The organism is Micromonospora sp. NPDC049114 (genome assembly GCF_040648635.1).
In the GTDB taxonomy this organism is placed as follows: Bacteria; Actinomycetota; Actinomycetes; order Mycobacteriales; family Micromonosporaceae; genus Micromonospora.
Window position 1 is genome coordinate 230,671 of record NZ_JBEZEA010000007.1, and the last position, 18,261, is coordinate 248,931.

The 18,261-nt window shown below is 72.2% G+C and carries 16 protein-coding genes; 6 read left to right on the forward strand and 10 right to left on the reverse strand.

Annotation, left to right across the window (positions count from 1 at the left end; all coding sequences use genetic code 11):
* Positions 1-261: 261 nt before the first annotated feature.
* Positions 262-1,548 (forward strand): aspartate--tRNA(Asn) ligase, encoded by a 1,287-nt coding sequence (gene aspS / locus AB0B39_RS21485; RefSeq protein WP_357575177.1) that lies wholly within the window; start codon positions 262-264, stop codon positions 1,546-1,548.
* Positions 1,549-1,569: 21 nt separating this feature from the next.
* Here aspS and lipB read toward each other — a convergent pair whose 3' ends face one another.
* Positions 1,570-2,211, reverse strand: coding sequence for a lipoyl(octanoyl) transferase LipB (gene lipB, locus AB0B39_RS21490; protein ID WP_234590279.1), 642 nt, complete (start codon positions 2,209-2,211; stop codon positions 1,570-1,572).
* A gap of 75 nt (positions 2,212-2,286) precedes the next feature.
* Positions 2,287-4,119: a DUF2079 domain-containing protein gene (locus AB0B39_RS21495; protein WP_357496653.1), complete on the reverse strand. Its 1,833-nt coding sequence runs from the start codon at positions 4,117-4,119 to the stop codon at positions 2,287-2,289.
* A gap of 212 nt (positions 4,120-4,331) precedes the next feature.
* Here AB0B39_RS21495 and AB0B39_RS21500 point away from each other — a divergent pair, with 212 nt between their 5' ends.
* Positions 4,332-5,573, forward strand: coding sequence for a PHB depolymerase family esterase (locus AB0B39_RS21500; RefSeq protein WP_357575178.1), 1,242 nt, complete (start codon positions 4,332-4,334; stop codon positions 5,571-5,573).
* Positions 5,574-5,670: 97 nt separating this feature from the next.
* On the opposite strand, the gene AB0B39_RS21505 is transcribed toward AB0B39_RS21500, so the two are convergent.
* Together AB0B39_RS21505 and AB0B39_RS21510 are read right to left on the reverse strand one after the other, a co-directional pair.
* The gene (locus AB0B39_RS21505; protein ID WP_357496657.1) at positions 5,671-6,570 is read right to left on the reverse strand and encodes a TIGR01777 family oxidoreductase; all 900 of its coding nucleotides are present in this window, start codon (positions 6,568-6,570) and stop codon (positions 5,671-5,673) included.
* A 145-nt stretch (positions 6,571-6,715) separates the two neighbouring features.
* Complete coding sequence (locus AB0B39_RS21510; RefSeq protein WP_357575179.1) at positions 6,716-7,705, reverse strand: aldo/keto reductase; 990 nt, start codon at positions 7,703-7,705, stop codon at positions 6,716-6,718.
* A gap of 60 nt (positions 7,706-7,765) precedes the next feature.
* Between AB0B39_RS21510 and AB0B39_RS21515 the strand changes: the two genes are divergently transcribed.
* On the forward strand, positions 7,766-8,152 hold the full coding sequence (locus AB0B39_RS21515; protein ID WP_234590299.1) for a MerR family transcriptional regulator: 387 nt from the start codon (positions 7,766-7,768) through the stop codon (positions 8,150-8,152).
* A gap of 150 nt (positions 8,153-8,302) precedes the next feature.
* Here AB0B39_RS21515 and AB0B39_RS21520 read toward each other — a convergent pair whose 3' ends face one another.
* The 3 genes from AB0B39_RS21520 to AB0B39_RS21530 form a co-directional block, all read right to left on the reverse strand.
* Positions 8,303-8,803: a hemerythrin domain-containing protein gene (locus AB0B39_RS21520; protein ID WP_357575180.1), complete on the reverse strand. Its 501-nt coding sequence runs from the start codon at positions 8,801-8,803 to the stop codon at positions 8,303-8,305.
* A gap of 92 nt (positions 8,804-8,895) precedes the next feature.
* A complete protein-coding gene (locus AB0B39_RS21525) occupies positions 8,896-10,233 on the reverse strand; it encodes a low temperature requirement protein A (protein ID WP_357496664.1) in 1,338 nt (445 codons plus the stop codon).
* Between the two features lie 45 nt (positions 10,234-10,278).
* A complete protein-coding gene (locus tag AB0B39_RS21530; RefSeq protein WP_357575181.1) occupies positions 10,279-10,446 on the reverse strand; it encodes a hypothetical protein in 168 nt (55 codons plus the stop codon).
* Positions 10,447-10,492: 46 nt separating this feature from the next.
* Here AB0B39_RS21530 and AB0B39_RS21535 point away from each other — a divergent pair, with 46 nt between their 5' ends.
* Entirely contained in the window at positions 10,493-11,428 is a 936-nt protein-coding gene (locus AB0B39_RS21535; RefSeq protein WP_357575182.1) for an SDR family NAD(P)-dependent oxidoreductase, read from the forward strand.
* 63 nt (positions 11,429-11,491) lie between these two features.
* On the opposite strand, the gene sucB is transcribed toward AB0B39_RS21535, so the two are convergent.
* Positions 11,492-13,336, reverse strand: coding sequence for a 2-oxoglutarate dehydrogenase, E2 component, dihydrolipoamide succinyltransferase (gene sucB, locus AB0B39_RS21540; RefSeq protein WP_357496670.1), 1,845 nt, complete (start codon positions 13,334-13,336; stop codon positions 11,492-11,494).
* A 67-nt stretch (positions 13,337-13,403) separates the two neighbouring features.
* A complete protein-coding gene (lpdA, locus tag AB0B39_RS21545; RefSeq protein ID WP_357496672.1) occupies positions 13,404-14,795 on the reverse strand; it encodes a dihydrolipoyl dehydrogenase in 1,392 nt (463 codons plus the stop codon).
* Between the two features lie 178 nt (positions 14,796-14,973).
* Between lpdA and AB0B39_RS21550 the strand changes: the two genes are divergently transcribed.
* Positions 14,974-15,303, forward strand: coding sequence for a hypothetical protein (locus tag AB0B39_RS21550; protein WP_357575183.1), 330 nt, complete (start codon positions 14,974-14,976; stop codon positions 15,301-15,303).
* A 39-nt stretch (positions 15,304-15,342) separates the two neighbouring features.
* Here the strand turns inward: AB0B39_RS21550 and AB0B39_RS21555 are convergent, their stop codons facing one another.
* Positions 15,343-16,917 (reverse strand): leucyl aminopeptidase, encoded by a 1,575-nt coding sequence (locus tag AB0B39_RS21555; protein ID WP_357496676.1) that lies wholly within the window; start codon positions 16,915-16,917, stop codon positions 15,343-15,345.
* 162 nt (positions 16,918-17,079) lie between these two features.
* Here AB0B39_RS21555 and gcvT point away from each other — a divergent pair, with 162 nt between their 5' ends.
* Positions 17,080-18,210, forward strand: coding sequence for a glycine cleavage system aminomethyltransferase GcvT (gene gcvT, locus AB0B39_RS21560; RefSeq protein ID WP_357575184.1), 1,131 nt, complete (start codon positions 17,080-17,082; stop codon positions 18,208-18,210).
* Positions 18,211-18,261 lie beyond the last annotated feature (51 nt).

The following is an 18,261-nucleotide window of genomic DNA, read 5'->3' on the forward strand; positions in this document are numbered from 1 at the left end:
GTACAGAGAGCCGCCGGTGCTGAGAGGCGGTCTGGCGACGGGTGCGCGAAGACCCTCCCGAGCTGCGGGCAGAACGGCGGCGACGCCTACTAGAGCCCGCCCGGCTGGCCCCGGTCACCAGGCGACGAACGAGGCCCCCGCTCCGGTGGGGGCGAAGGTGTGGTGGCACCGCGAGGTTCCCGCTCGCCCACACCTCCCTGGGGCTGATGCGACACCGTCGCCCCGGTGGCGGCGTCGCGATCGACCGAGGAGCAGCCCGTCATGCGCCGAACCCTGTCGCACCACCTGCCCGCCCACGTCGGCGAGACCGTCCGGATCGCCGGCTGGGTGCACCGCCGCCGCCTGCTGAAGTCGGTGGCCTTCCTGATCGTGCGGGACGCCGCCGGCCTCGCCCAGGTCGTCGTCACCGACCCGGCCGTCCGCGCCGAGCTGGAGAAAATCACCGAGGAGACAGTCGTCGAGGTCACCGCCACGGTCACGTCGAACGGCACCGCGCCCGCCGGGGTCGAGCTGACCGACCCGACGGTACGACCGCTCGGCCCACCTGCCGAGCCGCCGCCGTTCGACCTGTACCGGCCGGCGCTCAGCGCGAGCCTGCCCACCCAGCTCGACAACGCCCCGACCGCGCTGCGTCATCCGACCCGCTCGGCGGCGCTGCGCGTCTCGGCGGCGGCCGTGGCCGGCTTCCGGGCTGCCCTGGATGCCCGCGACTTCGTAGAGATCCACACGCCGAAGGTGGTCAGCTCGTCCACCGAGAGCGGGGCGAACGTCTTCGCGCTGGACTGGTTCGGCCGGCCCGCGTACCTGGCCCAGTCGCCGCAGTTCTACAAGCAGTTGATGGTCGGCGTCTTCGAACGTGTCTACGAGGTGGGGCCGGTCTTCCGGGCCGAACCGCACGACACCGTCCGGCACCTCGCGCAGTACACGTCGCTCGACGCGGAGCTGGGCTTCGTCGCCGACCATACCGACGTGATGCGGGTGCTGCGCGAGGTCGTCGCCGGCATGCTGGGCGCGGTGGCTGAGCGGGCCGGTGGCGCCCTGGCGACGCTGGGCGTCGAGGTGCCGGCCGTGCCGGTGCAGATCCCGGCGGTGCACTTCACCGAGGCGTTGGCGATCGCCGGGGCTCCCGCCGACGAGCCGGACCTCGCGCCGGCCCACGAACGGGCGCTGGGCGGGTGGGCCCGCCGCGAACACGGGTCCGACTTTCTCTTCGTCACCGGCTACCCGATGGCGAAGCGACCGTTCTACACCCACCCGGACCCGGTGCGGCCCGCGTACTCGAACGGGTTCGACCTGCTCTTTCGTGGCCTGGAGCTGGTCACCGGCGGGCAGCGGCTGCACCGGCACGCCGACTACCTGGCGGCGTTGGCGGCCCGGGGTGAGCCGGTCGAGCCGTACACCGGTTATCTGGACGCGTTCCGGCACGGCATGCCGCCGCACGGCGGGTTCGCCATCGGGCTGGAACGGTTCGTGGCCCGGCTGGTCGGCGCGGCCAACGTCCGGGAGGTCACCGCGTTCCCGCGTGACCTGCACCGGCTGACGCCGTAGGGCCGGGTGCCGGCTGTGCGCTCAGACCTCGGTCAGGGTGGACAGCCGGCGTTCGACAACCGGGAGCACGTCCGCGACGCTGATCGGGCGGCCCAGTTCGGCGGTGAGCGAGGTGACGCCAGCGTCGCGGATGCCGCACGGGACGATCCGGTCGAAGTACGTCAGGTCGCAGTCGCAGTTGATCGAGAAGCCGTGCAGGGTGACGCCCCGGGCCACCCGGATGCCGATGGCGGCCACCTTGCGGGCCGGCCCCCGGTCGTCCTCGGGCACCCAGACGCCGCTGCGGCCCTCGACCCGGCCGGCGGCCAGGCCGAACTCGGCGCACACGTCGATGAGCAGCTCCTCGGTGCGGCGGACGTAGGCGACCACGTCCACCGGGTCGGGCAGTCGCAGGATCGGGTAGCCGACGAGCTGCCCCGGGCCGTGCCAGGTGATCTTGCCGCCCCGGTCCACGTCGACGACCGGGGTGCCGTCCATGGGCCGGTCCCACGGCTCGGTGCGCTTGCCCGCGGTGTAGACGCTCGGGTGCTCCAGCAGCAACACGGTGTCGCCGCGCTCGCCCGCCACCACCGACTCGTGCAGGCGCCGCTGCTCGTCCCAGGCGGCCTGGTAGTCGAGCAGGCCGGCGCGGACGGCCGTCAGGCCGGAGGTCGTCGTCGTCACGGCGTCCAGCCTAGTCCCGCCGCGGGCTCGGATCCGTCGTGAGCCGCCTCACCAGGGTCGGAACGAGGGGCGGGTCTACCGGTCGGCCGGCGGGATGCGCCAGATCCACACGTCGTCGACCCGCTGCGGCTCGCCGAACAGCGCGGTGGCCGTCCGCCGGACCGCAGCCTCGTCGACCTCGAACTTCGCGCCGTGCACCTCGTCGGCGAGGACCACCGTCTCGATCCGCCAGTGCCGCAGGTCGGAGGTGACCTCCCGCTTCGTGCCGTCGGTGATGATCGGCACCAGCCCGGTGCGGCCGGCCTGGTCCATGAGTGCGCTCAGGGTGCGCGGCACCGGCCCGATCCGGCCCCGCCCGTCCGGGCCGCCGGGGCCGAGGAAGAAGCCGCCGGGGATCGCGAACTCGCCCTGCCGGTGCGACAGGGCGTACGCCTGCCAGCGTTGCCCGTCGGGGTAGATGTCCACGGCCAGCGGCACCGGGGTCAACGTGTTGCCGTCGGAGACGTACTGTCGCCAGGCGCCGGACGTGATGAAGTGCGGGATGGGCTCGCGCTCCCGGGTCAGCAGCGGGGTGGGCAGCAGCGGCAGCAGGGCCACCGCGAACCCCAGCGACCAGGCCAGCTCCGTCGACCGGTGCCGGGGCGGCGCGGCCCGCAGCTGGTCGAGGGTGTACGCCAGCAGCACCCCGATCACCGGTGCCACCACCAGGGCCAGCCGGGCGGGCAGCGCGGCGTTCACGACCGGCAGCTGCCCGAGCACGTCGAACGGCATGGGCAGGTCGGTACGGCGTCCGTCGATTTTCGCCACCGGCCCGAAGGACAGCACCGTGAAGATCACCGCGACGACGCCCAGCGCCCAGAGGACGGCCCGACGGCCGGGGTCGGCGCGTCGCCAGAGCACGACGAAGCAGACCACGGTGAGCACCAGCAGAGGGATACCGAAGAACGAGTTCTCCTCGGTGGGGTTCGGCGCCAGCGAGGTGCCCAGCCCGACCTCCCCGGCCAGGGACCGGCGCGGGAAGGCGACGAACGCGGCGATGTCCTCGGAGTGGATCACCGGGTCGAAGCCGGTGCCGTGGAACCGCTGCGGCCCGGCGAAGTGCAGCCACAGCGGGTACGACAGCAGCACCCCGGCGACAACGGCGGTCACGCCGAGCCCGCGCAGGAAATTGGGCAGCGCGGCGCGGGCCTCGGCCCGGTGGGCCGGGTGCAGCGCCCAGACGGCCACGAACACGCCGAGCGCGAGGGCGGCGAAGAACAGGCCCTCGGCGGCGATCGAGAAGGCCACCGCGACCAGAGCGCCGAGGATCACCCCGTCGCGCAGCCAGTGCCCGGGGCGGCGCAGCGCGAACAGCCGCCAGATCAGCAGCGGCACCAGCCAGCCGGCGGTCCAGTTCAGGTGGGCGTTGGCGTGCGAGACCATGCCGGGGGAGTACGCGATGAACAGGCCGCCGACCCCCGCGGCGAGGCGGCTGCGCACCACGTGCCGTGAGAGCAGCCAGTACCAGGCCAGCGCGGTGGCGAGCAGGTTCAGCGTGAGGATCACCAGGAACGTCGCCGGTGGCCCGATGAGGTACGTGAGCGGGGCGAAGACCACCGCGTACACCGTGATCGAGGTGTTGACCGCGAGGTTCACGCCGTCCGGGACGTTGATCAGGTACGTGAAGAAGGGGTTCTCCCCGTGGGTGACCGCGTGCCCGCCGAAGGCCAGCAGCCACTCGAACAGCGCCTGGTCGCTGGAGTTGACGGTGATCGCGCGAACGTTCGGGTCCCGCCACAGGCCGCTGGTCACCCAGACGGCGAGCGCGAGCGCCACCAGCACGACGATCAGGTCGGCCCGGCGGTCCCGGAGGGCGCGCGGCGGCGACGCGGGTGCGGGCCCGGTGGCCAGCGACGGGGAGGACGGCACGCAGCGGACGTTACCAACCGGACCTGGACGAGCCGGTCAGACCGGCGGTTGTTGTCGACTCCGCTGCCTGCGCGGTGGCCATGGTTCGTCGTACACAACGGCTGCCGTGAATGTGTGAGTGTGCCCCATGTCATAGCGGCGACACATCGTCGTAACGTCTCGGCAACTCGACCGTGACCCAGTTCACAGTCTGCCCCTCTCAGGAGGCCGCCGTGCGCCGCTCCACATCCACCCTCAACCGGCTGCTCGGTGCGGCCGCCGGGCTCGTCCTTGCCGTGGCGGGGGCGATCACCCTCGCCACGCCCGCCCAGGCCGCCAGCCTCACCCAGGTCACCGGGTTCGGCTCCAACCCGGGCAACCTCGCCATGTACGCCTACCGGCCGGACAACCTGCCGGCCAACTCCCCGGCCGTGGTGCTGCTGCACGGGTGCACGCAGAACGCCTCCGGCTACTTCAGCGGTTCCGGCTGGCAGAAGTACGCCGACCTGTGGAAGTTCACGCTCATCGTCGCCCAGCAGCCGTCCGGCAACAACGCCAACTCCTGCTTCAACTTCTTCGAGAGCGGCGACACCACCCGGGGGCAGGGCGAGGCGCTGTCGATCAAGCAGATGGTCGACCACGCCAAGGCGAACTACGCGGTCGACGGCTCCCGGGTCTTCGTCAGCGGCCTCTCGGCGGGCGGGGCGATGAGCGCGGTCATGCTCGCGACGTACCCGGACGTCTTCGCCGCCGGCTCGATCATCGCCGGCATCCCGTACCGCTGCGCCACGAGCATGGTCAACGCGTTCAGCTGCATGAACCCGGGCACCGACAAGAGCCCGGCCGCCTGGGGCGACCTGGTCCGTGGCGCCTACTCCGGCTACACCGGCCCGCGCCCCCGGGTGGCCATCTGGCACGGCACGTCGGACACCACTGTCACCCCGCTCAACGGCACCGAGTCCCGCGACCAGTGGACCAACGTGCGGGGGATCTCGCAGACGCCGACCAGCACGTCGTCGCTGCCCGCCAACACCAGCCTGGAGGTGTACGGCAACGACGAGGTACGCCTCTACCGGGTCTCCGGCATGGGCCACGGCACCCCGGTCGACCCGGGCTCCGCCGCTGACCAGTGCGGCACCGCCGGCGCCTACTTCCTGGACACCATCTGCTCGACGTACCGCGACGCGCTCTTCTTCGGCCTCAACGGCGGCGGCAGCACCCCCACCCCGACCCCCACGGCCACCCCCACCAGCACGCCGAGCCCCACGGCCAGCCCGACGCCGAGCCCGACCCCGACCACGCCGGCGACCTGCGTGACAGCGAGCAACTACGCCCACGTCACGGCCGGTCGGGCGTACCAGTCCGGCGGCTACGCCTACGCGAACGGCTCCAACCAGCGCATGGGCCTCTACAACACCTTCTACACGAGCACCCTCAAGCAGACCGCCCCCAACTACTGGGTGATCGGCTGCTGACCCCCAACCCCACCCCCAGGCTGACCCCGTTGATCATGAAGTTATTGCCACGACACGCCGACGTGACGGGCAATAACTTCATGATCGACGCGCTGTGTCAGGCGGTCAGGGCCGCCTGGAGGGCCTGGGGGAGGGTTCGGTGGTGGTAGGGGTAGTTGGCCTTGGTCAGGACTCCGGGGTGGACTCTCGTGCTGGTCAGGGCCTCGTGGGCGAAGCCGCCCAGCGCCACCTTCAGGGCCAGGGCGGGAATCGGGATGATCGCGGGCCGGTGCAGCTGGCGGGCCAGCTCCCGGGTGAACTCGGCATTGGTCACCGGATGCGGCCCCACCACGTTGACCGGGCCGGCGATCTCGTCGTGGGCCAGCAGGAAGAGGGTCGCGTCCAGCCAGTCGGCCATCGAGATCCACGGCAGCCACTGCCGGCCACTGCCCAGCCGTCCGGCGATGCCCAGCCGGAACGGCAGCAACTGCGGCTTGAGCAGCCCACCGTCGCGGTGCAGGGGCAGGCCGGTGCGCAGTCGCACCACGCGTACGCCGGCGTCCTCGGCCGGACGGGTCGCGGCCTCCCACACCCGGCAGACGTCGGCCAGGAAACCCTCGCCGGCGGGCGCGTCCTCCTCGACGACCCGGTCGCCCGTGTTGCCGTACCAGCCGACGGCCGACGAGTTGAGCAGCGCCTTCGGTCGGTCGGCGGCCGGCAACCCGGCGATCGTCGTCGCCAGCGTCGTGCTGCTGTCCACCCGGCTGGTGCGGATCAGCCGCCGGTAGTCGTCGTTCCAGCGCTTGTCGCCGACGCCCGCGCCGGCCAGGTTGATGACGGCGTCCGCGCCGGCGACCGCCGCCGGGTCGAGATGGCCGGCCGCCGGGTCCCACTGCCGCTCTCGCGGGTCGCGCGCCGGTCGGCGCACCAACCGGGTGACCTCGTGCCCGTCGGCGGCGAGCCGGTCGCCCAGCCGGCTGCCGAGAAAGCCGGACGCGCCGGCCAGAAGGATCCGCATGCCCTTATCTTCGTCGAAAACGTCACCCTCGGACGCGCCCCGGCCCCACTCCCCGCCGATCTTGCACTTTGTGTCGTCGTTCTGCCCGGCAAGGTCCGTTCTGCCGGGACAGCAAGTGCAAGATCGGCGAAGAACGGGGTGGGGGTCAGGCTTGGCGTAGGTCGGCCAGGAGGTTTTCCACCTCGGCGTATTGCTCCTGCGGGAGCGGGCCCAGGGTCAGGGTCGCCAGGTTCTCGTCGGTCTGGGCCACCGTGCGGAGGCCGGGAATCGGCACCGTGCGCGGGCTGCGGGCCAGCAGCCAGCCCAGCGCGCCCTGCGCGAGGGTCCGACCGTCCGCGGTGAGCGCCGCGCGGACCTGCTCGACCCGTGCCGCCCACTGCGGCGTGGGCCGGCCGTCGGTGAACCACTGCAACCACTCGGGCGCCCGACCGCGCACGTCGTCCGCGCCGAGCGTGCGGCTCGACCCGGTGAGCAGGCCCATCGCCAGCGGCCCCCGGTTGAGGCTGGCCAGGTCGTGGCGGTCGCAGACGGCGAGCACCGCCGCGTTGTCGCTCAGCACCGACTCGTCGTGCTGGATGGCGGCACAGTTCTTGCCAGCCGCCGCGAACGCGTCCGCCGAGGCCGGGTTGTCGGTGCTCCAGCCGTACGCCCGGATCTTGCCCCGGTCGACCAGGTCCTCCAGGGTGCCGACCAGATCGAGCGCGGCGGGCGTCGGCAGTTCGTTGATGTGCAGCTGGTAGAGGTCCACGTGGTCGGTGCCGAGCCGCCGCAGTGAATCCTCCAGGCTGCGCACGGCGAACGCCGGGCTGGCGTCGGTGCCGAGCGCCCGCCGGGTGGCCTCGTCGCTGACGTTGCCGAACTTGGTGGCGATCACCGCCTCGTCCCGGCGACCCGCCAGGGCCCGACCGAGGATGCGCTCGCTGTGCCCGGCGCCGTAGTTGCTGGCCGTGTCGAACAGGGTCACCCCGAGATCGAGGGCCCGGTGGATGGTCCGGATCGACTCGTCGTCGTCCACCTCTCCCCAACCGAACGGCTGGCCGTCGTCACCCCAGAGCGGGCCGCCGATCGCCCAGCACCCCATCCCGATCGCGCTCACCTCGATGCCGCTGCGTCCCAGCGTTCGTGTCGTCGTCATGCGGACCAGCCTCCAACCTGGAGTGCGCTCCAGGTCAAGGGGTGGCTACCATGCCGAGACATGACCGGTTACGCGCCCGCGGAGGCCGCCCGGCGCAGCGGCTTCAGCCTGGACACGCTGCGGTACTACGAGAAGATCGGCCTGCTGGCCGACGTGAATCGCACGGCGGGCGGCCAGCGCGTCTTCACCGACGACGACCTGAGCTGGCTGGTGCTGTTCCGCTGCCTGCGCGACACCGGGATGCCGATCGCCCAGATGTGCCGGTACGCGGCCCTCGCCCGCGAGGGCGAGCACACCGTCGACGAACGGCGCGAGCTGCTGCAACGACACGCGGCCCAGGTCGAGGAGCAGATGCGCCTGCTCCAGCGCCAGTACGACCACCTCCGGGAGAAGATCCGCTTCTACGAGCGCCTGCCCGGCCCGACCCCGCCGGACGACGACCGGTGACGGCCGGGCGGGCCGGCGCGGGCCGCGCGCTGCGGCACGCCGAGGTGGCGGATTCCCGGGCCGGCGTGGGTCATGCGCTGCGGCACGCCGAGGTGGCGGTCTCCCCGGTCGGCGACACCGGCAGGTCGGCGACCGGGAGTCGATCTCGGCTCAGCCGGTCGGCGCCGTCAGGCCGAGCAGTTGCTCGGCGGTCCCGGGTCGACCGGTCAGCGCGTTCAGGGCGCTGACCAGCCGCTTCTCCTCGTAGCGGAAGTGCGACTCCAGCAGGGCGGCCAACCCGTCCAGCTCGGCGCGTACCTGGGTGGTCGGCAGCGGGCGGTCGTCGCCCAGCAGTTCCTCGACCCGGCCCAGAATCCCCGCCACGACCTCGTGGTCGACGATCAGGTTGGCCAGGACCGGGCGCAGCTCGGGCACCTCGTCGGCCAGGACCCGGAACGCGCCCGCGTCCTCACCTGTGTGGTGGCGGCCGAGCGCGGCGCAGAAGGTCAGACAGTGGGCCCGCAGGTCGCGCGACGGGCGGGCGTCGCCGCTGGGGGTGTCACCGAGGTCGGCCCGCAGGCGGGCCAGCTCCGCGCCGAGCCAGAGGTGGATCTCGATCATCTGGTTGCCGACGGCGGCGAGCCGCTCGGCGGGTGAACTGTTCGGGTGCACGTTCGTCCCATGCTGTCCCCGCGCCTCCATGCCCACGGCGGCCTTCGTGCCGGGTGCACCGCGACGCTGTGCCGGAGCTTACCCTCCGGCGGTCACGGCGTGGTGGGCTCGTCCGGCTCCCGGAGGTCGTGCCAGCGGGCCCGCCACGCGGCCTCGTGCGCCTCGTGGCTGGTCCGCTCCTCGAAGACGACGGCGCGCAGCGCGTGCCGGGACGTCGACATCACCATCACCTCCACGGCCACCAGCGCCACGCAGATCACCGTCGCGAGGGTGAGCGCGCCCAAGGCGGGCAGATGCTGGCCGACCGGCAGGGCCGCGGTCAGCACCACGATGACGCCCACCCGGCTCCAGCTGAGGGTACGCAGGGTCCGGAGCTGGAACAGGATGTTGACGGCGTAGTAGCAGATCAGCCCGCCGAAGAGCATCGGTACGGCCGGCCCGTCGGCCTTCTCGGCAAGGCCGCCGGCCGGGTCGGTGATCTTGTGCAGGATCTCCTCGTTGCCGATGGAGAAGAGGATGATCCCGGCGATCATCGGCAGGTAGAGGTACGCGTACGCGTCACGGGCCATCGCCACCCGGGGAGCGCCCTCCGCCGCGTGCAGGGCGATCCGGGCGGCCGGGCCGATGAAGTCGAAGTGCGCCCACCAGAGGGCGGCGGTGACCACGATGCTGAGCGTGGCGGCCGCCACCGCCGGCCAGGTCACCGGCTTGCCGAGCAGGTTGCCGCCCACGCCGGTGGAGATGACGGACTCGCCCAGCGCGATGATCAGGATGAGGTCGTAGCGTTCGGTCCAGTGCTCGGCGCTGGTCACCCCCCAGCCCCAGGTGCCGACGATGAAGCCGGTGGCGAACTGGACCACCACCACGGCGATCCACAGGCCGTCCCGGACCATCGCGGCCTGGTTCGGGTCGGCGATCTGCGGCGGGATCAGCGCGGCGGCCAGCAGCAGGACGATGCTGGCGGCCAGTTCGGGGGCGAACCGGCGCAGTTGCCGGCGCTCCTGCGGGCTGTCCCGCACCACATGCTGGTAGAGGATCCAGTGGATGCCACGGACCACCACGTAGCTGACGGCCACCAGCATCGGACCACCGGCGCTGCCCTTCGGGTCGCTGAACGCCTGTGGCAGCGCCAGTGCGAACGCGAACAGGGCGGCCATCGCCACCACCATGAGCACCGGGACGTAACCCTCGCCGAGCCGTACCCGAGTGGCGACCAGGCTGTGCACCACCCAGCACCACCAGAGCACGGCCAGCACCAGGGCGGCGTGCAGCAGCTGTCGACCGGAGATGTTCGCGGCCGTGGCGCGAGTGATGATGAAGAACGAGAAGACGAAGACCAGGTCGAAGAAGACCTCGAACTTGTCCACCCGTGCGCCGGGGGCGATCGGGACGGCTGGTCCCAGTTGTCCACCCCGCCGGAAGCCGCCCACGGTCCCACTCTGGCAGCGTCCGGCCTGCCCGGAGGACGGAACGGGTCAGCCCGCGTCGCGCGACCGCAGGCCGCCCACCAGCAGGTCGAGCAGCCGGTGCCGGCTCCGGGCGTACGGGTGGGCGCCGGACGTTACCTCCGGTCCGGGGCGGGAAACCGCCTGGACCGCGGCCGGAAGCAGCCGTTCGCGGTTGTGCAGCGCGTCCGCCCGCAACGGGCGCGGACCGACCGGCCCGCCCCACCCTGGACAAGGATGAATCATGACGACGAGCAATCCGATCACCACTTCGTTCGCCCATGACTCCACGGCCATGGACGTGATCCGGGGCGTGGACCTCGTTGGCCGGCGGGCGATAGTCACCGGCGGCTCGTCGGGCATCGGCGTGGAGACCGCCCGTGCCCTGGCCAGCGCCGGCGCGGAGGTCACCCTGGCCGTGCGCAACCCCGACGCCGGCCAGGAGGCCGCCGACGACATCACCGGCACCACAGGCAACGACCGTGTGCTGATCGCCCCGCTCGACCTCGCCGACCAGGATTCGGTCGCCGACTTCGTGGCCAACTGGGACGGCCCGCTGCACATCCTGGTCAACAACGCCGGCATCATGGCCGCCCCCCTGAGCCGCACCCCACAGGGTTGGGAGATGCAGTTCGCCACCAACCACCTCGGGCACTTCGCGCTCGCCACCGGGCTGCGTCCGGCGCTCGCCGCCGCCGACGGGGCCCGGATCGCCTCGGTCAGCTCCGCCGCCCACCTGCGCTCGCCGGTGGTCTTCGACGACATCCAGTACGACCGCCGCGAGTACGAGCCGTGGCAGGCGTACGGGCAGTCCAAGACGGCAAACGTGCTCTTCGCCGTGGAGGCGACCCGCCGCTGGGCCGACGACGGCATCTTCGCCAACTCGCTGATGCCCGGCGCGATCCAGACCAACCTCCAGCGTTACGTGAGCGAGGAGGAGCTGAATCGGATGCGCGCCGGTAACGCGGCGGCCTGGAAGACCGTCGAACAGGGCGCCGCCACCTCGGTGCTGGTCGCCGCCTCGCCACTGCTCGACGGCGTGGGCGGGCGCTACTTCGAGGACTGTCAGCAGGCCGCCCCGGCCCGGCCCGGCGGCCGCACCGGCGTCGCCGACTACGCGCTGGACCCGGAGGCCGCCGAACGGCTCTGGAAGGTCTCGACGGATCTGCTCAAGGGCTGAGCGGCGGAGACGAAGGGGCGCCCCGGTCGACGACCGGGGCGCCCCTTTCGGCGTTACTGCGGATCAGGCCAGGCCCAGCTCCGACTCGAAGTTGCCGCCCTCCAGCCGCTCCTTGACCGCGGTCAGGAAGCGGGCCGCGTCGGCACCGTCGATCAGGCGGTGGTCGTAGGACATGGCCAGGTAGACCATCGACCGGACCGCGATGACCTCGCCCAGCTCCGGGTCGTTGACCACGACCGGACGCTTCACCACGGCACCCGTACCGAGCATCGCCGACTGCGGCGACGGCACGATCGGAGTGTCGAAGAGAGCGCCCCGGCTGCCCGTGTTGGTGAGCGTGAAGGTCGCGCCGGCCATCTCGTCCGGGGTGATCTTGTTGTTCCGGGTGCGCTCGGCCAGGTCGGCGATCCGCTTGGCGATGCCGCCCATGTTGAGGTCACCGGCGTTGTGGATGACCGGCACGAGCAGGCCGCGCTCGGTGTCCACGGCGATACCGAGGTGCTCGGCGGCCGGGTAGGTGATCGTGCCACCGTCCAGGTCCATGCTCGCCTGGATGATCGGGTGGGTCTGCAGGGCCTCGATGGCGGCGAGGGCGAAAAACGGCAGGAAGGACAGCTTCACGCCGTGCTTGGCCAGGAACGAGTCCTTGGCCTGGGCCCGCAGCTTGGCGACCTTGGTGACGTCGACCTCGACGACAGTGGTCAGCTGCGCCGTCTCGTGCAGCGACTGCTGCATCCGCTTGGCGATTGTCGCCCGGATCCTCGGCAGCTTCTCCGTGGTGCCCCGCTTGGCGCTCGGCTGCGCCTTGGCGGCCGGCTTGGCCGCAGGGGCCGACGGCGCGGCGGCCGGCTGTGCGGCCGGAGCCGGCGCGGCCTTGGCGGCCTTGGCCTTCTCGGCCGCGTCGAGGACGTCCTGCTTGCGGATGCGGCCACCCACACCGGTGCCGTTGAGCGAGGCCAGGTCGACGCCGTGCTCGCTGGCCAGCTTGCGGACCAGCGGGGTGACGTATCCGGCGGCCTCCTCGCCGCCACCCGGCGCCGGAGCGGACGGGCGCTGCGGCGCGGCGGTCGGCGCGGACGGCTGAGCCGCCTGCTCGGCCTGCGCCGGCTGCGCCGAGGTCTCCGCCTCAGCGGCCGGCTCGTTGTACGACACGCCCGACGTGGGCTCCTCGACCTTCGGCTCCGGCTTCGGCTCGGCCTTCGGCGCCGGCGCGGCCTCCGCCTTCGGCTCGGGCTTCGGCTCGGGCTTGGCCTGAGCGGGGGCACCACCGGCGACGCCGATGATCGCCAGGTCGGCGCCGACGTCGGCGGTCTCGTCCTCGGCGACCTTGATCTCCAGCACCGTGCCGGCGACCGGCGACGGGATCTCCGTGTCCACCTTGTCGGTGGAGACCTCCAGCAGCGGCTCGTCCACCTCGATGGTGTCGCCGACCTGCTTGAGCCAGCGCGTGACCGTACCCTCGGTGACGCTCTCACCCAGGGCCGGCATCTTCACCGCGGTGCCCTCGCCCGACGACGCGGCGGCCGGAGCCGGCGTCTCGGCCGGGGCCTCGTCCTGGGCCACCTCGTCGGCGGTGCCCTCGGCGGCGGCCGTCGGCTCGGCGGCCGGCTCGACCTCCTCGGCCGGGGCCTGCTCCTGCGGCGCGGCCTCGCCGCCACCGGTCGACTCGCCCTCACCGGCGATGACGGCCAGCTCGCTGCCGACCTCGGCGGTCTCGTCCTCGCCGACCACGATCCGGCTCAGCACGCCCGCCGCGGGCGACGGGATCTCGGTGTCGACCTTGTCGGTCGAGACCTCGAGCAGGGGCTCGTCGACCTCGACCGTGTCGCCCTCCTGCTTGAGCCAGCGCGTGACGGTGCCCTCGGTGACGCTCTCGCCGAGCCGGGGCATGGTGACCGATACCGGCATGTTCTCCAGACTCCTTCATTCCCCTTGGGGGATCTTCGCCCGTCGCCGGACGCCGCGGTTTGGGTGATCAGGCGTGCGCGTGCAGCGGCTTGCCGGCGAGGGCCAGGTGCGCCTCGCCCAGGGCCTCGTTCTGGGTGGGGTGGGCGTGCACGAGCTGGGCGACCTCGGCCGGGTAGGCCTCCCAGTTGTAGATGAGCTGCGCCTCACCGATCAGCTCACCCACCCGCGCGCCGACCATGTGGACGCCGACGACGGGGCCGTCCTCGACCCGGACCAGCTTCACGAAGCCGGTGGTCTTGAGGATCTGGCTCTTGCCGTTACCGCCCAGCGGGTAGTTGTACGTCTGGACCTTGTCGGCCCCGTACTGCTCCTTGGCCTTCGTCTCGGTCAGACCCACCGACGCCAGCTCCGGGTCGCAGTAGGTGACCCGCGGGATGCCCACCTCGTCGATGACGGCCGGGGTCTGCCCGGCGATCTCCTCGGCGACGAAGATGCCCTGCTGGAAGCCCCGGTGCGCGAGCTGGAGGCCGGGCACGATGTCGCCGACGGCGTAGACGTTCGGCACGCTGGTGCGCAGCCGCTCGTCGGTCAGCACGTAGCCGCGGTCCATCTTGACGCCCTGCTCCTCGTACCCGAGGTTGGCGGTGTTCGGGCCGCGACCGACGGCGACCAGCAGCAGCTCCGCCTCGACGGTCTCGCCGCCCTGAATGGTCAGCTTGACGCCGTTCTCGGTCTTCTCGACCTTCTCGAACGGCTTGCCGACCTTGAAGTTGATCTTCCGCTTGCGGAACGCCCGCTCCAGCGCCTTGGACGACTCCTCGTCCTCGGCCGCGACCAGTCGGGGCAGCGCCTCGACGATCGTCACGTCAGCGCCGAAGGACTTCCACACGCTGGCGAACTCGACGCCGATCACGCCGCCGCCGAGGACGATCACCGACGAGGGGACCCGGTCCAGGGTCAGCGCGTGGTCGCTCGTGATGATCCGCTCGCCGTCGACCTCCAGGCCGGGCAGGCTCTTGGCGTACGAGCCGGAGGCCAGCACGACGTTGCGGCCGGTGTAGCGCTTGCCGTCCACCTCGACCACGTTCTTGCCGACCAGCTTGCCGGCGCCGGCCACGAAGGTGATCTTCTTCGAGCCACCCACCAGGCCCTGCAGACCCTTGTACAGGCGGGAGATCACGCCGTCCTTGTACGAGTTGACGCCGGCCATGTCGACGCCGACCAGCTCGGCCTTCACGCCGAACTGCTCCGACTCGCGGGTCTGGTCGGCGATCTCCGCCGCGTGCAGCAGCGCCTTGGTCGGGATGCAGCCGTTGTGCAGGCAGGTCCCGCCGAGCTTGCCCTTTTCGATGAGCGCGACGGACAGGTCCAGCTGGGCGGCGCGCAGCGCCGCCGCGTAGCCGCCGCTGCCACCTCCGAGGATGACAATGTCGAAGGTCGCTTCGTTCGGCTCGCTCACGTCCAACTCCCAGGTCGCGTCACTGCATCGGGGGTCACGGAGGGGTAACACGGACACACCCCACCTCGGTCATCTTGTCACCACCGGGCACAGGGTGCGTAGTGAGGTGCCCAACGACACGTCATCGACACGTACCCTTGGCACCGTTGTCGATGACGTGACATGGGGGAGAGGTTCGGTGGGGTTGTTCCGGCGCCGGAAGCAGGCGCGTGTGCTGAGCCACGACCGCGCGGCCGACAGTGGGGATCTGGACCATCTCGCGAACTTCATCCGCAGTCGGCGCGGCGTCGAGGCGTTCATCGAGCCCCGGACGACTGTCACCCAGACCACAGTCATCCTGATCGCCGACGACGGGGAGTGGACACGCCGCCGCATCGACGGCCCGGACGGCGCGCGGCGCTTCGCGTACCGGATGGGCATCCCGGTGTACGACGTCCGGCTGATGGGCTACCCGCAGCGGATGCGCGACTTCAACGAACGCCGCAAGCGCCGCCCCGAGCAGTACTGACCTGCCGAGGGGCCCCACCCGGGGCCCCTCGGCACCACGTCAGCCGTTGGCGGCGACGTCCTCGACCAGCTGCACCAGCGTGCGGACCGGCACGCCCGTGCCGCCCTTGGTCCAGTAGCCGGTCGGCTCGCCCGAGTGGTAGCCCGGCCCCGCGATGTCGATGTGCGCCCACGCCACGTCGTCGGCCACGAACTCGCGCAGGAAGACGCCGCCCTGCAGCATGTGCCCGGCCCGGTCCATTCCGGCGTTGACCTGCGAGATGTCCGCAACGTCGGAGTCCATGCCCTTGCGCACGTCGTCCGGCAGCGGCATCGGCCAGGCCGGCTCGCCGACCGCATCGCCGACCGTCCGGACCCGCTCGCACAGCTCGGGCGTGCCCATCACGCCGGCCACCCGCTTGCCCAGCGCGATCACCTGACCGCCGGTGAGGGTGGAGGTCTCGAACAGGTAGTCGGTGCCGTCGGCGCACGCGCGGGCGATGGCGTCGGCCAGGACCATGCGGCCCTCGGCGTCGGTGTTGAGCACCTCCACCTTCTTGCCGCTGAACATGCTGATCACGTCGCCCGGCCGGTAGCTGGTGCCCGACGGCATGTTCTCGGCCATCGGCAGGTACGCGCTGACCGCCACGGCCGGCTTCAGCGCGGCGATCGCCAGCATGGCAGCGCCCACCGCGGCGGCGCCCGCCATGTCGGACTTCATCTCCCACATGCCCTGCGCCGGCTTGATCGAGATGCCACCGGTGTCGAAGGTGATCCCCTTGCCGACGAGCGCGACCCGCTTGCCGTTGCCGCCGTCCTGCGGGGTGTAGGTGAGCTTCACCAGTCGCGGCGGGGCCTCCGAGCCCTGCCCGACCGCGATGATGCCGCCGTACCCGCCCGCGGCCAGTGCCGCCTCGTCCAGCACCTCGACGCCGAGGCCCGCGTCACGGGCGGCGGCGGCCACGGCGTCGGCGAACGACGGGGGCCGCAGCTCGTTCGGGGCGGTGTTCACCCAGTCCCGGCTGAGCCGCACCGCGCCGGCGACCGCCTGCGCGCGGGTGATCTCCGCCTGGGCGGCCGGCTCGGCGGCGTCCGGAACGGAGATCAGCACCTCGGCCACCGGCTCGCGCCGGGTCGGCTGCGGACGGGTCTTGTAGCCGGCGAACCGGTACCCGCCGAGCAGCGCGCCCTCCGCGACCGCGCGCAGCGCGGCCGGCGCGTCCGAGTCGTCGGGCAGCGGCATGCTCAGCGCCACCTTCGGCGCCCCCGCCAGGGCCCGGACCGCCGCGCCGGCGGCCCGGCGCAGCGTCTCCGGCGCCGGGGCGGCGCCCGTCGGCTCCGGGCCGAGCCCGACCGCGACGACCAGCGGAGCGGTGACGGTGCCCAGCGTGGCCAGCTTGATGACCTCACCCGGCCCACCTGTCGCACCGAGCAGCGCGAGGGTCTCGGTCAGCTTGCCGTCGAAGGCGACGGCGATGCTCTCCGCGCCGCTGGCGAGCAGCAGGGTGCCGGCGAGGCCGCTGGTGGCGCCCTGCTCTCCGGTCTGGCTGTGCACGCCGATCACGATCGCGTCGACGGCGAGCTCGGCCGGGTCGGTGTCGACCAGGCTCAGGTTGGTGGTGCGGGGTGATGTCACTGAAGCTACTCCGGGCGGGCCGGGCCGGTCGCGACGTCGCGTACCAGCGGTGAAGGTCTCCGGCGGAACCTACCCGCCGGACGTCAGGGCTGTCCCGTCGATCACGCCAACGGGGTCCCGCCGATGCTAACCAGCGGCGTTGCCCCCGGTAAGTTGCCACCCATGACCGACGTGACCTCCGACGCCGCCGCGACCCGGCTGCGTCGTTCCCCGCTGCACGAGCGGCACACCGCCGCCGGCGCCAAGTTCGCCCCCTTCGGGGGCTGGGAGATGCCGCTGGAGTACGCCGGCGGCGGGGTGCTCAAGGAGCACGCCGCGGTGCGTACGGCGGTGGGGGTCTTCGACGTGTCGCACCTGGGCAAGGCCCGGGTGACCGGCCCCGGCGCGGCCGAGTTCGTCAACTCCTGCCTCAGCAACGACCTGCGCCGCATCGGGCCCGGCCGAGCGCAGTACACGCTGTGCTGCGACGACGCCACCGGCGGCGTGGTGGACGACATCATCGCCTACCTGTACGCCGACGACCACGTCTTCCTCATCCCGAACGCCGCGAACACCGCCGAGGTGGTGCGCCGGCTGCGCGCCGCCGCCCCGGAGCGGATCACCGTCACCGACGAGCACGAGGCGTACGCGGTGCTGGCCGTGCAGGGCCCCCGCTCGGGCGAACTGCTCGCCGCCCTCGATCTGCCCACCGAGCACGGCTACATGAGCTTCGACGCCGCCAACCTCGCCGCCGTGGAGCTGACCGTCTGCCGCACCGGCTACACCGGCGAGCTGGGCTACGAGCTGGTGGTGCCGGCGGAGCACGCGGTGACCGTGTGGGATGCCCTCTTCGCCGCCGGCGAGGCGTTCGAGCTGCGCGCCTGCGGGCTGGCCGCCCGGGACACGCTGCGCACCGAGATGGGCTACCCGCTGCACGGGCAGGACCTCTCGCTGGACATCACCCCGGTGCAGGCCCGCTCGAGCTGGGCGGTCGGGTGGGACAAGCCGGCCTTCTGGGGCCGCGACGCGCTGCTCGCCGAGAAGGCCGCCGGCCCTCGACGTACGCTGCGCGGCCTGGTGGCGGTCGACCGCGCCATCCCGCGCCCCGGTATGACGCTGCACGTGGGTGACAAGCAGGTCGGCACGGTGACCAGCGGCACCTTCAGCCCGACCCGCAAGCAGGGCATCGCCCTGGCCCTGCTGGACACGGACGCCAGCCTGGCCGAAGGCGACGAGGTGCAGGTCAACATCCGAGGCCGCCAAGCCCCCCTGCGCCTGCAGAAACCCCCCTTCGTAACCCCCTCAACCCACTAACCCCACCCACCCCCGACTCCCACGGGTCCGCCGCCCGCCCTCGCCCTGGTG